Source organism: Roseitalea sp. MMSF_3546 (assembly GCF_030732865.1).
GTDB lineage: Bacteria > Pseudomonadota > Alphaproteobacteria > Rhizobiales > Rhizobiaceae > Roseitalea.
In genome coordinates this window covers 1-14012 of the sequence record NZ_JASHKB010000020.1, presented here as the reverse complement: position 1 = coordinate 14012, position 14012 = coordinate 1, and the positions used below count along the sequence as shown (strand labels likewise).

General features: G+C 66.0%; 11 protein-coding genes and 2 pseudogenes. 2 read left to right on the top strand and 11 right to left on the bottom strand.

The annotated features are described in order from the left end of the window. Positions 1 to 64: 64 nt before the first annotated feature. The 3 genes and pseudogenes from RBB34_RS14735 to RBB34_RS14725 all read right to left on the bottom strand — a co-directional run bounded on the left by RBB34_RS14735 (position 65) and on the right by RBB34_RS14725 (position 3230). Positions 65 to 1077 (bottom strand): annotated as a pseudogene (locus RBB34_RS14735) (Hsp33 family molecular chaperone). Positions 1078 to 1104: 27 nt separating this feature from the next. Next, positions 1105 to 2022, bottom strand: a complete 918-nt coding sequence (gene argF, locus RBB34_RS14730) for an ornithine carbamoyltransferase (protein ID WP_306120051.1) — start codon at positions 2020 to 2022, stop codon at positions 1105 to 1107. A gap of 5 nt (positions 2023 to 2027) precedes the next feature. After that, on the bottom strand, positions 2028 to 3230 hold the full coding sequence (locus RBB34_RS14725; protein WP_306119993.1) for an aspartate aminotransferase family protein: 1203 nt from the start codon (positions 3228 to 3230) through the stop codon (positions 2028 to 2030). Positions 3231 to 3587: 357 nt separating this feature from the next. Here RBB34_RS14725 and RBB34_RS14720 point away from each other — a divergent pair, with 357 nt between their 5' ends. Further along, positions 3588 to 4142, top strand: coding sequence for a GcrA family cell cycle regulator (locus tag RBB34_RS14720; protein WP_306119992.1), 555 nt, complete (start codon positions 3588 to 3590; stop codon positions 4140 to 4142). A 117-nt stretch (positions 4143 to 4259) separates the two neighbouring features. Here RBB34_RS14720 and phoB read toward each other — a convergent pair whose 3' ends face one another. The 7 genes from phoB to RBB34_RS14685 form a co-directional block, all read right to left on the bottom strand. Beyond that, the gene (gene phoB / locus RBB34_RS14715; RefSeq protein ID WP_306119991.1) at positions 4260 to 4952 is read right to left on the bottom strand and encodes a phosphate regulon transcriptional regulator PhoB; all 693 of its coding nucleotides are present in this window, start codon (positions 4950 to 4952) and stop codon (positions 4260 to 4262) included. Between the two features lie 34 nt (positions 4953 to 4986). Further along, positions 4987 to 5712 (bottom strand): phosphate signaling complex protein PhoU, encoded by a 726-nt coding sequence (phoU, locus tag RBB34_RS14710; protein ID WP_306120050.1) that lies wholly within the window; start codon positions 5710 to 5712, stop codon positions 4987 to 4989. Positions 5713 to 5759: 47 nt separating this feature from the next. Next, the gene (pstB, locus tag RBB34_RS14705; RefSeq protein ID WP_306119990.1) at positions 5760 to 6581 is read right to left on the bottom strand and encodes a phosphate ABC transporter ATP-binding protein PstB; all 822 of its coding nucleotides are present in this window, start codon (positions 6579 to 6581) and stop codon (positions 5760 to 5762) included. Between the two features lie 22 nt (positions 6582 to 6603). Then, complete coding sequence (gene pstA / locus RBB34_RS14700) at positions 6604 to 7923, bottom strand: phosphate ABC transporter permease PstA (protein WP_306119989.1); 1320 nt, start codon at positions 7921 to 7923, stop codon at positions 6604 to 6606. Continuing rightward, the gene (gene pstC, locus RBB34_RS14695) at positions 7920 to 9407 is read right to left on the bottom strand and encodes a phosphate ABC transporter permease subunit PstC (protein ID WP_306119988.1); all 1488 of its coding nucleotides are present in this window, start codon (positions 9405 to 9407) and stop codon (positions 7920 to 7922) included. The genes pstA and pstC overlap by 4 nt, the downstream gene beginning before the upstream one ends. Positions 9408 to 9568: 161 nt before the next feature. Next, positions 9569 to 10603: a substrate-binding domain-containing protein gene (locus RBB34_RS14690; protein ID WP_306119987.1), complete on the bottom strand. Its 1035-nt coding sequence runs from the start codon at positions 10601 to 10603 to the stop codon at positions 9569 to 9571. 131 nt (positions 10604 to 10734) lie between these two features. Next, on the bottom strand, positions 10735 to 12039 hold the full coding sequence (locus RBB34_RS14685; RefSeq protein WP_306119986.1) for an ATP-binding protein: 1305 nt from the start codon (positions 12037 to 12039) through the stop codon (positions 10735 to 10737). 493 nt (positions 12040 to 12532) lie between these two features. Here RBB34_RS14685 and ppk2 point away from each other — a divergent pair, with 493 nt between their 5' ends. Further along, positions 12533 to 13429, top strand: a complete 897-nt coding sequence (gene ppk2, locus RBB34_RS14680) for a polyphosphate kinase 2 (RefSeq protein ID WP_306119985.1) — start codon at positions 12533 to 12535, stop codon at positions 13427 to 13429. A gap of 12 nt (positions 13430 to 13441) precedes the next feature. Here the strand turns inward: ppk2 and RBB34_RS14675 are convergent. Then, positions 13442 to 14012, bottom strand: a pseudogene (locus RBB34_RS14675) (hypothetical protein); the annotation flags it as partial.

Sequence of the window (14012 nt, the reverse complement as noted above, 5' to 3'; positions counted from 1 at the left end):
CCCGCCAGGGGCGGCTTCGGATCAATGCGCGCGGTCCGCGCCCGGTGCATTCGGCCTTGCGACGCTAGCCGGCTTCGCTCTGTCCCGTATCGTCCTTGTCGAATTCGTAGACGGTCGAGCAGAATTCGCACTTGATCGCGATCGTGCCGTCCTGGGCCGCCTCGGCACGGTCTTCGTCCGAAAGCGAGGCGAGCACCGCGCGCACCCGGTCGCGCGAGCAGGTGCATTGCTCGCGCACGTCCTGCGGGTCGTAAACACGCACGCCGCGTTCGTGGAACAGCCGGTAAAGGAGCGCGTGAACGCCGACCGCCTCGTCGACCAGTTCGTCGTCGTCGACCGTGCCGACCAGCGCCTTGACCTCGGCCCAGGCGTCGTCGTCCTCGACCTCGTCGACGACCGCGCCCTCGGGCACCTCGCCCGGATGCAGATCGGGCGCGCGCATGCGCTCGGGTGCTTCTGGCAGAAACTGGACCAGCACGCCGCCGGCGCGCCAGGACCGGTGCATCTGCCCGTCGGCGCCGCGCAGGCTCTGGCGGCCGACGGCAAGGCGCAACTCGGTCGGCAGTTGCTCGGACTGGCGGAAATAGTTGCGCGCGATCTCCTCGAGCGAGGCGCCGTCGAGCTGCACGATCCCCTGGTAGCGGTGCATGTGCGCGCCCTGGTCGACGGTCAGCGCCAGCGTGCCTTCGCCCAGCAGGTCCTCGGGCCGGTCGCGACCGCCGCGCCGACGGCGTCGGCGTCGAAACGGGCATAGCCACGAATGCGGTCGGGAGTGACGAAGTCGACGACGAGCAGCGAGACCGGACCGTCGGTCTGGGCCTGCACGATGAACTTGCCGCTGAACTTGAGCGAGGTGCCGAGCAGCACCGTGAGCACGACCATCTCGCCGAGCAGCCGCGCAACCGGCTCGGGATAGTCATGGCGTGCCAGCACCGCATCGAGCGCATCGCCCAGCAGCACCGCACGGCCGCGCGCTTCCAGCGCATCGACCGAGAACGGCACGACGGCGTCAAGGCCCACGGGGGCCGGACCGCCGGTGACGTCGATCCCGGCCGGCTTCGAAAGGGGATTGCTCATTTCTTCCGCTTTCCGTCTGCGCCCGTCTCAGGCGGCGCCGGAAAGGCACCACCGGATGATCGCCTTTTGCACATGCAGCCGGTTTTCCGCCTCGTCCAGAACCACGGACCGGGGACCGTCGATGACCGCGCTGGTCACCTCCTCGCCGCGATGGGCCGGCAGGCAGTGCATGAACAGGGCATCGGCGCCCGCTTGCGCCATCAGCGCCTCGTTGACCTGATAGGGCATGAACACATTGTGGCCGCGCGCCCGATCCTCCTGGCCCATCGAAACCCAGGTGTCGGTGATCACGGCATCGGCGTCGCGCACGGCCTGACGAGGATCATGGGTCACCTCGACCCGGCCGCCCTGGCCGCGCGCCCACGACATATAGGTCGCGTTCGGCTCGTTGCCATCGGGCACGGCGATGGAAAGGTCGAACCCGAAGCGCGCCGACGCCTCGATCATTGAGTGCAGCACGTTGTTGCCGTCGCCGCTCCAGGCCAGCTTCCTGCCGGCGATCGGGCCGCGATGCTCCTCGAAGGTCATCACGTCGGCCATGATCTGGCACGGATGGGTGTCGTCGGTCAGCCCGTTGATGACCGGCACGGTCGCCGCCTCGGCCAGTTCGGTCAGGCGGCCGTGCTCGGTGGTGCGGATCATGATGATGTCGACATAGCGCGAGAGCACGCGCGCGGTGTCGGCGATCGTCTCGTCGCGTCCGAGCTGCATCTCCGCGCCGGTCAACACGATCGTCTCGCCGCCGAGCTGGCGCATGCCGACATCGAAGGAAACGCGGGTGCGCGTGGACGGCTTTTCGAAGATCATGGCGAGCGTCTTGCCCTGCAGCGGCCGGTCGGCCTGGCCCGCCTTGAGCGCGCCCTTGGTCGTTCGCGCATCGTCGATGATGGCGCGCAGGTCGGATGCAGAGACCTCGGAAAGGTCGAGAAAGTGGCGCACATTCATGGCGGTCATCCAACGCCTTCGCTGTGACGATTGCGCGACAGGGTGGCGGCCGCGGCCTCGAGCCGGCCCAGGCCGTCGACGATCTCGTCCTGGCTGGCGATCAACGGCGGCAGCACGCGCACGACATTGTCGCCGGCCGGCACGGCCAGCATGCGTTCGTCGAACAGGGCAGCGACCACCTCGGTGTTCGGAACGACGCATTTGACGCCGGTCAGCAGGCCGGTGCCGCGCACCTCGGCGAAGATGTCCGGAAACCGGTCGACAAGCGAGGCAAGGCCCTGCTTGAGCCGCAGCGCCTTGCGCTCGACGGCCTGAAGAAAACCCTCCTCCAGCATCACGTCGAGCACGGCATTGCCGACGGCCATGGCCAGCGGATTGCCGCCATAGGTGGTGCCGTGCACGCCGGCGGTCATGCCGCTGGCCGCATCCTCGGTGGCAAGGCAGGCGCCGACCGGAAAACCGCCGCCCAGCGCCTTTGCGGACGCCATGATGTCGGGGGCGATGCCGGCATGTTCATGGGCGAACAGCCGGCCGGTGCGGCCCATGCCTGTCTGCACCTCGTCGAACACCAGCAGGATGCCGCGCTCGTCGCACAACTCGCGCAGGCCCCTCAGGCAGTGCAGCGGGATCGGTCGCAGGCCGCCCTCGCCCTGGATCGGCTCGACGAGGATGGCCGCGGTCTCGCCGGTGATCGCCGCATGCAGGGCGTCATGGTCGCCGAAGGGAACCTGGTCGAAGCCCTCGACCTTGGGGCCGAAGCCCTCGAGATATTTCGGCTGGCCGCCGGCGGCGATGGCCGCCAGGGTGCGGCCGTGAAAAGCGCCCTCGACGGTTATGATCCGGTAGCGCTGCGGATTGCCGCGCACATAGTGATAGCGCCGCGCGGTCTTGATGGCGCATTCGATCGCCTCGACGCCCGAACTGGTGAAGAACACCTTGTCGGCGAAGGTCGCTTCGACCAGGCGCCTGGCAAACCGCGTCTGCTCGGGGATCTCGTAAAGATTGGAGGTGTGCCAGACCTTGCGCGCCTGCGCGGTCAGCGCCTCGACCAGATGCGGATGGGCATGGCCGAGCGCGTTGACGGCGATGCCCGAGCCGAAGTCGAGAAAGCGGGTGCCATCGACATCGTAGAGCCAGGCACCCTCGCCGCGCCCGACGGTGAGCGCTGCGCGAGTGTAGGTGTCGAATTGCGGTGAGGGCGTGCTCATCGTGCTGGTGTCCCGCCGCGTGAAACGGTACCCGGATCGGCGATCGCGGAAACGAAAAAGGCCGCCCTTGCGAGCGGCACTCCTGCATAGGCCGGACGCCGGTGATAGTCAATCGAGCGGGCCGTAGGCGGGGCCTTCGGGCCCGGCGCGGCGCGAAAGGCCAAGTTGGGGAAAAAGACAAAAATCGATTCAGGGATTCGGGGGGACTCTTGAACTGGAGTCAACCGCTATTGTACCTTCGGCTGCAAGGGCGGAGCCCACGCAGATTTTAGTCTCCTCGTCGCGCGTATCTTGGCCGGTTCGATTGAAGAAGCCGAGCAACGGAGGCGGATTCTGCCAGTGAAAACGGAGACTATCGTGAGCTGGACCGACGATCGCGTTGAACTTCTCAAGAAACTGTGGACCGAGGGGCTGAGCGCGAGCCAGATCGCGGCCAAGCTGGGCGGGGTCAGCCGCAACGCAGTCATCGGCAAGGTGCATCGACTGAAGCTGTCGGGCCGCGCAAAGTCCACCAAATCCAGCGCCACCAAGCCAAAGCGTCCGGCCTCGGGACGGGCCATGGGGGCGCCCGGCGGCCATGGGGGCGGCATGCGCACCCATGCCTATGCGTCGGGCGCCCCGCGCGGCGGCGGGCCGGTGGGCCGGTCAATGGCGGCGACGGCGCTCAAGCAGGACGCCGAGGCCGAAGCGCTGCAGGCGCCCGATCTGCGGCCGATCGAGGATATCGTTGTGCCCATTCCCAAGCGGCTGCCGCTGATCGATCTGAACGAACACACCTGCAAGTGGCCCTATGGCGACCCGCTGACGGAAGAATTCTACTTCTGCGGCCATTCCAGCGAGGAAAAGTCACCCTATTGCGAATATCACGGTCGGCTGGCGTTCCAGCAGAACGACCGCAAGCGCAGCCGATAAGCCTTTCTCCCCAAGAACGTCGTGTCCAAACCTGACCGCGGTGCCCGCACCGCGGTCTCTTTTTTGCGCCGCAAGCGGATTGGCCCGGGGTCGCGGCGGGCGTTGCGGCGGCGGCGGTCAGTTGCCCTCGAGCGCGTAGCCGGCACCGCGCACGGTGCGGATGGGATCGCGCAGCCGGCCGTAATTGATCGACTTTCGCAGCCGGCCGATATGCACATCGACCGTGCGGTCGTCGACATAGATGTTCTCGCCCCAGACACCGTCGAGCAACTGGCCGCGCGAGAAAACCCGGCCCGGCGCCTGAAGGAAGAATTCGAGCAGGCGGAACTCGGTCGGACCGAGCTTGATCTCCCGGCCATTGCGGTAGACCCGGTGCGTCTCCCGATCGAGCTCGATGTCGCCGACCTTGAGCAGGGAGGCGACGATCTCGGGCCGCGCCCTGCGCAGCATGGCCTTGACGCGGGCCATCAGTTCGGGCGTGGAGAACGGCTTGACGACGTAATCGTCCGCACCCGTCGAAAGGCCGCGGATGCGTTCGCTCTCTTCGCCGCGCGCGGTGAGCATGATGATGGGCAGCCGCTGGCTTTCGGACCGGGCGCGCAGGCGGCGGCACAGTTCGATGCCGCTCAGGCCCGGAAGCATCCAGTCCAGGATCAGAAGGTCAGGCGGTGTCTCCTGCAGCGCGACCTCGGCCTCGTCGCCGCGCAGCAGAGCCTCGACCTTGTATCCCTCCGCCTCGAGATTGTAGCGAAGAAGCACGCTCAGGGCTTCCTCGTCTTCCACCACCATGATCGTTGGAACTGCACCCATGGCCGTCGTCACCCGTCGGTATGTCTGCTGAAGCCTAGTTGTCGTCCTCGACCGCATCGACGCTCACGCGGTGGCTCTTGTCTTCCTTGGGCCGGTAGGTGGGCATCTTCTCGCCCTCGACCATGTAGTAGACGGCCTCGGCGATGTTCGTCGCATGGTCACCGATGCGCTCGATGTTCTTTGCACAGAACAGAAGATGCGTGCAGGTCGTGATGTTGCGCGGATCCTCCATCATATAGGTGAGCAATTCGCGGAACAACGAGGTGTACATCGCATCGATCTCGTCGTCGCGATCGCGGATCATCGACAGCTTGTCGGTCGACCGCGTGCCGTAGGCATCGAGCACTTCCTTGAGCTGGGCAAGCGCCAGTTCGCACAGGTGGTCGATGCCGCGCGCCAGGCGTATTGCATGCGTGCCTTCATTGATCGCGTAGACGCGCTTGGCGATGTTCTTGGCGAGATCGCCGATACGCTCGAGATCGGTCGAGATGCGGATTGCGGCGAACACCTCGCGCAGATCGCTGGCGACGGGCTGGCGCTGGGCGATGACCAGGACCGACTTGTCGTCGATCAGCCGCAGCGCCTCGTCGAGCACCAGATCGTCGGTGATCACCCGGCGGGCCAGATGCAGATCGCTTTCGACCAGCGCGCGCACGGCCTGTTCGAGCATGCGCTCGCCGTGGCCGCCCATCTCGGCGATCTTGTGGGCGAGGAAGCTCATGTCCTCTTCAAACGCCGTAACGGTGTGCTGCGCCATTATCGTGCTTCCAATTCGTGTTTGGCTCCGGCCGGACGCCCGATGCCGCGTCAACCGAAGCGGCCGGTGATGTAGTCCTGCGTGCGCTTTTGCGCCGGATTGGTGAACATCATCTCGGTATCGCCGACCTCGACGAGTTCGCCCAGATGGAACATCGCCGTGCGCTGCGACACGCGGGCGGCCTGCTGCATGGAATGGGTGACGATCGCGATCGTGTAGTTCTGCCGCAGTTCGTCGATCAACTCCTCGACGATCGCGGTCGCGATCGGATCGAGCGCCGAGCACGGCTCGTCCATCAGGATGACCTCGGGCGAAACGGCAATGGCGCGAGCGATGCAAAGGCGCTGCTGCTGGCCGCCGGACAGGCCGGTGCCGGGCTCCTGCAACCGATCCTTGACCTCTTCCCACAGCCCCGCGCTGCGCAGGCTCTGCTCGACGAGATCGTCGAGTTCGCCCTTGTTCTTGGCGAGACCGTGAATGCGTGGACCGTAGGAGACGTTCTCGAAGATCGACTTGGGGAACGGATTGGGCTTCTGGAAGACCATGCCGACACGGGCCCGCAGTTCGACCACGTCGATGGAGGGATCGTAGATATCCTCCTCGTCCATCGTGATCTCGCCGGTCACGCGGCACCCCTCGATGGTGTCGTTCATCCGGTTCAGGGCGCGCAGATAGGTGGACTTGCCGCACCCGGACGGGCCGATCAGGGCCGTCACCTCGCGCTCGTGAATGTCCAGATCGACATCGAAGATCGCCTGCTTGTCGCCATAGAAGACGTTGACGCCGCGGCCGCGCATCTTGACCGGATGCTGGTTGCTTCCCTGGTGCGGCACGGCCTGGTCGGCAAAGGCCTTGTCCGTATCGACTTTCATCGGTGTCGTCCTCGTGGTTCGCTTACCAGCGCCGCTCGAAGCGCCGGCGCAGAATGATTGCCGTGATGTTCATCACCGCAAGGAACATGAGCAGGATGATGATCGCGCCGGAGGTGCGTTCGACAAAGGCGCGCTCGGCCTGGCCCGACCACATGTAGATCTGCACGGGCAGCGCGGTGGACGGATCGAGCGGCGTCGACGGATAGTCGGCGACGAAGGCGACCATGCCGATCAGCAGCAGCGGCGCGGTTTCGCCGAGCGCCGTGGCAAGGCCGATGATCGTTCCGGTGAGAATGCCAGGCGCGGCCAGTGGCAGCACATGGTGAAACACGGTCTGCATCCTGGAGGCGCCGACGCCAAGCGCGGCATCGCGGATCGATGGCGGCACGGCCTTGAGGGCGGCGCGGGTGGCGATGATGATCGTCGGCAGCGTCATCAGTGTCAGGACCAGCCCGCCGACGATCGCCGCCGAGCGGGGCAGGCCGGTGAAGTTGATGAACACGGCAAGCCCGAGCAGGCCGTAGACGATGGAGGGCACGGCGGCGAGATTGTTGATATTGACCTCGATCAGGTCGGTCAGCCGGTTCTTGGGCGCAAATTCCTCCAGATAGATGGAGGCGGCCACGCCGATCGGAAGCGCCAGCACCAGCACGATCAGCATCATCCAGAACGAGCCGATGATCGCCACGCCCATGCCGGCGGTCTCGGGCCGGCTCGACGCGCCAAAGGTGAAAAGCCCCGTATTGAAGCGCCCCTCGAGCGCGCCGGCCTGCTCGAGCTGTTGCATGTACTCAAGCTGCAGATCGGAGACACGGCGGCGCGATTCCTCGACGGTCAGGTCGAACTGGCCCTTCTGCGCCGAGTCGATATCGCCATGGGCGAGCACCCAGACCGACTGCGTGGTGCCGATGATGTCGGGGTCGGCCGTCACCATGTCGCGGAGTTGGGTGCGCACGCCCTGCGACACCAGTCCATCGGCGGCGCGCGTTGCCTCGCGGTTGTCGGGATCGATATCGAGCGCGTCATACAGCGCGCGCTGGGCCAGCAGCGGATAATTGGCCGTGAGCATGGCCATCGACCCGGTGTCGCGCGTTCCCTCCGGATCGACGATCTCCTCGTCGAAGGTGACGTCGAGCAGGATCGAGGTCTGCCAGAAGGCCGTATAGCCCTGCGAGACGATCGAGGCCAGAAGGATGAACAGGAAGCTCAGCCCGACGATGATGGCGGCAAGGCCATAGGCGCGGAAGCGGCGCTCGGCGGCATAACGCGCCTTCAGGCCGATGTCCCGGCGGCCGGCCTTCGCCTGGGTGGCCGCGCCGGTGGTCAGCGTGGCGTCGGTCATTCGTACTGCTCCCGATACTTGCGCACGATATAAAGCGCATAGACGTTCAGCGCGAGCGTGATGAAGAACAGCGTCAGCCCGAGCGCAAAGGCCACCAGTGTCTGCGGCGAGGTGAATTCGAGATCGCCGGTGAGCTGGCTGACGATCTTGACGGTCACGGTCGTCATCGGCTCGAACGGGTTGATCGACAGCCGCGCGGCGACGCCGGCGGCCATGACCACGATCATCGTTTCGCCGATGGCCCGCGACGCGGTCATCAGCAGAGCGCCGACGACGCCGGGCAGCGCGGCCGGCAGGATGACGCGGCGCATGGTCTCCGAGCGCGTGGCGCCAAGGCCGAGCGAGCCGTCGCGCATGGCGCGTGGAACCTGCGTGATGATGTCGTCGGACAGCGAGGACACGAACGGGATCAGCATGATGCCCATCACCAGTCCGGCGGTCAGCACCGAGGTGGCGCTGACGAAGGCGGCGAAATCGCCCGTGGTGATGCCGGCGAGCTGGGCCGAGATGTCGCGCAGGAAGGGGCCGACCGTAATCAGTGCGAAAAAGCCGTAGACGATCGTCGGGATGCCGGCGAGCACCTCGAGCAGCGGCTTTGCCAGCGAGCGAAAGCGCGAGCCGGCATATTCGGCCATGTAGATGGCAGCGAACAGACCGATCGGCACGGCGACCAGCATCGCCACGAAGGCGATGTAGAGCGTGCCGGCGAGCAGCGGGATCAGACCGAACTGGCCGGCGGCGTCGGGATCCTCGGCGTTGGCGAAGCGCGGGTCCCACACCGTGCCGAAGAAGAATTCGGCGGGCGGGACGGAACTGAAAAAGCGCCCTGTCTCGGAAACCATCGACAGGACGATGCCGATCGTGGTCAGGATGGCGACGGTCGACGCCAGAATGAGCGCGCCGTGGATGACGGCCTCGACGCGGTTTCGCGCCCGCAGCCGCGCGCGGATCTGGACCAGGGCAAAGCCCAGCCCGACAAGGGAGAAACCGATCACCGCGATCGATCGCCACAGGCGGTTGGCATCCGTCAGCCGGTTGAGCAGCAGCGCCGAGCGGATCATGTAGTCCTCGCCATTGCCGGCGAGCGCGACGCCCTTTTCGGCCAGCAGTGGCCGCAGCTCAACGAAGCCAGCGGTCGCCTGGGTGCGCTCGCGCTCGTCGAGCAGGCGCAGGCCGCGGGCGATGCTCTCGACCATGTTCATCGACAGGTTCTGCTGGTTCGGGCTCTGCTGCATCTGCACCGTTTCGGGAAAGCTCGCCCGCACCTGGTTCTCGATGACGATGGGGGCGGTGGCGGCCCAAACGGCCAGCACGAGCAGCGCCGGCAGGCAGGTCCAGACCAGGACGTAGGAGCCGTAATAGCCGGGTCGGGAATGAAGCTGCGCGGTCTCGCCGCCGACGACGGAGCGCGCGCGTTGCAGTCCCACGACATAGCCGATGGCGGCCAGAACCAGGACTATGGCGACAAGCGTCGTCACGCTCATTTGCTGATACCTTCCGGCCGGTCGGCGCGATGGCGCGCGGCGGCCCTGAAAATGCGGAGCGTTTCAAGTCGGTGGTCCACCGCACGGCCTCCGGCACACCGGGACGATGGATGAAAACGCGGCCGAAACGGCCGCGTTTCTGATAGCGCGTTCGGCGACCCCTAAAGGGTCTCGCCGGCGCCAAAGCCTTCGCGGACGGCTTCGCGCTCGTCGTCGGGAGCAGCAACCAGGCCGTAATTGGCAAGCGGGCTGTTCGGACCGATCATCGCGTCGGAGACGAAGAACTGCACGTATTCGCGCAGGCCCGGCACGACGTCCAGATGCGCCTTCTTGACGTAGAAGAACAGCGGACGCGAGACCGGATACTCGCCCGAGGCAATGGTTTCGGTGCTCGGCGTCACGCCGCTCATCGTGGCGACCTTCAGCTTGTCGGTGTTGTTCTCGTAGAACGCCAGGCCGAACACGCCCATGCCTTCCTTGTTGGCATCGATGCGGGCGAGGGTCTCGGTGTAGTCGCCGTCGATGTCGACGGCAGCACCGTCCTTGCGGACCGCGTAGCAGTCTTCCTCGGCGGTGTCCTCGTCCATGCCGGCATCCATGCGGGCCTGCATGTCACCGGCCGCTTCACAGCCGACCAGCAGCACCTTTTCCTCGAACACTTCGCGGGTGCCGTGCTTCTCGCCGGGAATGTAGGCGGCGATTTCCCAGTCGGGGAAATCGGGGTTCACATCGGCCCAGGTTTCGTTCGGGTTGTCCACCAGTTCGCCGTCGACGACGATCTGGTTGGACAGGGCCTTGTAGAGATCGATCGGCTCCAGTGCGAAATCCGGGCCATCGATGTCGCTAGCGAACACGATGCCGTCATAGCCGATGCGGATTTCCTGGATCTCGGTAACGCCATTGGCGGCGCACTCCTCGACTTCGCTGTCGCGGATCTGGCGCGAGGCGTTGGCGATGTCGATGAATTCGGTGCCCACGCCGCGGCAGAATTCCTTCAGGCCAGCCGAGGAACCGCCCGACTCGACGATCGGAGTGGGGAAGTTCGGGAAGGTTTCGCCGAAGTTCTCGGCAACGATCGTGGCATAGGGCAGAACGGTCGACGATCCGGCGATCTGGACCTGGTCGCGTGCATGGGCTGCAGTGGTCAGCGCGGTCGCGCCGAGGGCTGCAATGAGTGCAACTTTCAAGGATTTCATTGGTAACTCCCGTCAGGGCTCGTGTCCAAAATGCCGACATGCGGCTGTGGAGGCCGGCATCGCCGGCCGGCCCCTTTCTGCGGCGGCCCGATGCAGCTTTTATGACAAACGCAATACAGTTTTATGACAACTCATGTCTCTGATATTGCGAGTTTTTCCGGGTTCGCTTCAGCTTTGTCCGCGACCGTTGCCGGGAAGGTGACACTGCATGTCGTGCCCTCACCAAGGCGTGACTGGATGATCAATCGGCCCTCGTGTCGGGTGACGATGTGCTTGACGATCGCAAGCCCAAGGCCGGTGCCCTGCTTGTCCCGGCTCGAGGCCACATCGACCCTGTAGAAACGTTCGGTAAGGCGCGGAATGTGCTCCTCGTCAATGCCGGGGCCGTGGTCGCGCACCGCCACGGCCCAGGCATCGAGACCGCCGAGCTTTGCCGGGCTGATCGTAATGTCGACGCGCTTGCCGGCGCCGCCATACTTGATGGCGTTCTCGACCAGGTTCTCGAAGAGCTGGATCAGTTCGTCGCGGCTGCCGTGGACGGTGGCGATGCCGCCGGGGACCGCGCTTCGGTCGAGCTTGATGACGATATCGGAGCGCGCGGCGACCGGCTGCAACGCGCCGACGACGTGCACGAGCGCATCGACCAGATCGACCTGGGCGAAGTCGGACCGGCCAAGCGCCGTCTCGAACCGGCTCAGCGACAAGAGGTCGTCGATCAGGCGCGACATGCGCTCGGCCTGATTGAGCATGATGTCGAGGAACTTCTCGCGCGCTCCCGGGTCATCGCGCGCGGGACCGGCGAGGGTCTCGATGAAGCCGGTCAGCGAGGCCAGCGGCGTGCGCAGTTCGTGGCTGGCATTGGCGATGAAATCGGTGCGCATGCGCTCGGCACGGCGCAACTCGCTGAGATCGCGGAAATGCAGCACATGGCCGATGAGCGGCCGCGAAGCCGGCTTCAGCGGGGCGATGGAGACCATGAACCAGTGCTCGCGCGGCGAACGCTCGACCAGTTCCACCGGGTCGGGCTGCTGGCCGGCGAATGCGCGCTGGATCATGTCGAGCATTTCCGGCGAGCGGAAACGGATGAGCACCGACGCGCCCGGCTGCATCGTGCCGAGCACGCGGCGATATTCGCGATTGGCGTGCTGGACGACGCCGCGCTTGTCGATGACCAGCACCGGGTCGGGAATGCCGTCAAGGGCGGCGCCATAGACCCGGAATTCGGGGCTGGCCTCCTTGCGCCGGCTGCGGGCGGCACGGCGCGCCGAGGCGGTGCGCACCGGTGCGAACAGGCTGACCGCGACCATCACGGCCGAAAGCAGCACGAAGGCGAGCGGACCGATCGCACCGGCGGCAAGAAGCAGCACGAACAGGCCCACCGCCGCCGCCAGCGGAAAGCGGTTGGAAACCAGCCGGCGCCTGAGATCGGCCATCATGTCCGGGGCTCTCTTGCCTGATTGTGCATTCGCTTCGGCGCACATGGCGCGCGCCAGCCATCGCCCATGTCGTGACGACACCGTGTAACTAGGCCTTGCGGGCGGCGAACGGAAGGCCGACACCGAGCCGGTGCATTTGATTTGCCGCGCACAAGGCCTAGGCTCTGCCGAGAATCACCGCGCGGACCGCGTCGCAGCCAGGATTGGCCCGGTCCGGAAGCGAGGACGAAGGACATGCAGAGCACATTCAGGCACGAGCGTCGCCGACCGGGCGGAATTGGGCGCGGCGCTTCGGGTTGGGCCGAGGCTTGGGCCGAAATCGCCGGCCAAGGCGTCGAAGATACCCGCAAGGGGACCAGCACCTGCTTGCGCCTTTGTCCTGTTGGCCGGCAAGTTCGGGCACCAACCCAGCCTTGCGTGCTGGTGGTCGGCCCCTGGAACGCTGGATTGGTCACGGCAAGATCACAGGACAATGGCACAAGGGGGTGCAGACATGGCCGAGCAGGCAAAAGGCACGCGCACGGTGGAGTTGACCATCGCAGACCGCAAGCGACGCTTCGATATCGACGATCCGAAGCTGCCCGACTGGATTGACGCCAACGAGTTGTCGGCGGCCGACTATCCCTATGGCGAAAAGCTCGACCGGGATATCTATCGCGACCGGCTCGAGGCGCTCCAGCGGCAGCTCGTGCGCCTGCAGACCGACATGCAACGCACCGGCAAGCGCATGATCATCGTCTTCGAGGGCCGGGACGCGGCCGGCAAGGGCGGCACGATCAAGCGTCTTCGCGCCTATCTCAATCCGCGCAACATGCGCGTGGTAGCGCTGCCCAAGCCGTCCGATCGCGAGCGCGGACAATGGTACTTCCAGCGGTATGTGGACCATTTTCCGACCCTGGGCGAAATGGTCGCCTTCGACCGGTCCTGGTACAACCGGGCCGGGGTCGAGCCTGTGATGGGCTTTTGCACACCGGCCCAGCATGGCCGCTTTCTGGCCGACACGCCCGAGTTCGAGCGCATCATCGTCGATGAGGGAATCGTCTTCTACAAGTTCTGGCTGAACATCGGCCGCGAGACACAGCTCAAGCGGTTCCACGACCGTCGCCACTCGCCGCTCAAGCACTGGAAGCTTTCGGGCATCGACATCGTGGGCATGGAAAAGTGGGACGACTACACCACGGCACGCGACCAGATGATCGCCGCAACGCACCGTTCGCACGCGCCATGGACCGTGGTGCGCTTCAACGACAAGCGTCGCGGCCGGCTGGAAGTGCTGCGCCACGTCCTCGCAGGCGTCGACTATGACGGCAAGGACGAGACCATCATCGGCGAGGCGGACCCGAAGATCGTCGGCGAAGGACCCGATTTCCTGCCGCAGGGCGGCGACTGACGCCGGCCGGCGTCAAGGGGCGCCGCGAATGCGCGCCACGCTCAGCCTTATGGGGCCGGCCAGATCGCCGGTGCCGGTGGTGATCTCGACCGCGCCGGGGCTCTGCGGAACCATGCCGCCGGACAGATCGAAGCGGAACAGGTACTCGGTCTCGGACTGGCTCAGGCTGAAGCGGCGCCGGCCGCAGTCGCCCAGCATGCCGAAGTCGCAGGTGATCGCCATCTGCGATGCGCCGCTGCCGTCGGTGCGTGCCCTGAAGCTGATCTCGGCCTGGCCGCCGGCGAGCCGCTGCAGCGTACCGACGGGAACGTCAATGCGCACCGAGCTGTCGACGGTGGGCGTCAGCAGCCGGGCATAGGCGCCGAAGGGGTCGGACTGGATCGAGGCGGTCGCCCCGCCCGAGACGGCCAGCGTGGTCGGATCGGACGGCGTGAACAGGACGATCCAGCCATCGGGTGTGAAGGTCGGCGGCTGGACGGTGACGGTGCCGTTGGCGGGCGCGGCGCTCGAGCCGACGAAATTGTCCTCGCGCAGCTGCGGCGGCGGGTTGGGCACCGAGGTGTCGCGTGCCTGGCGGCTGGTG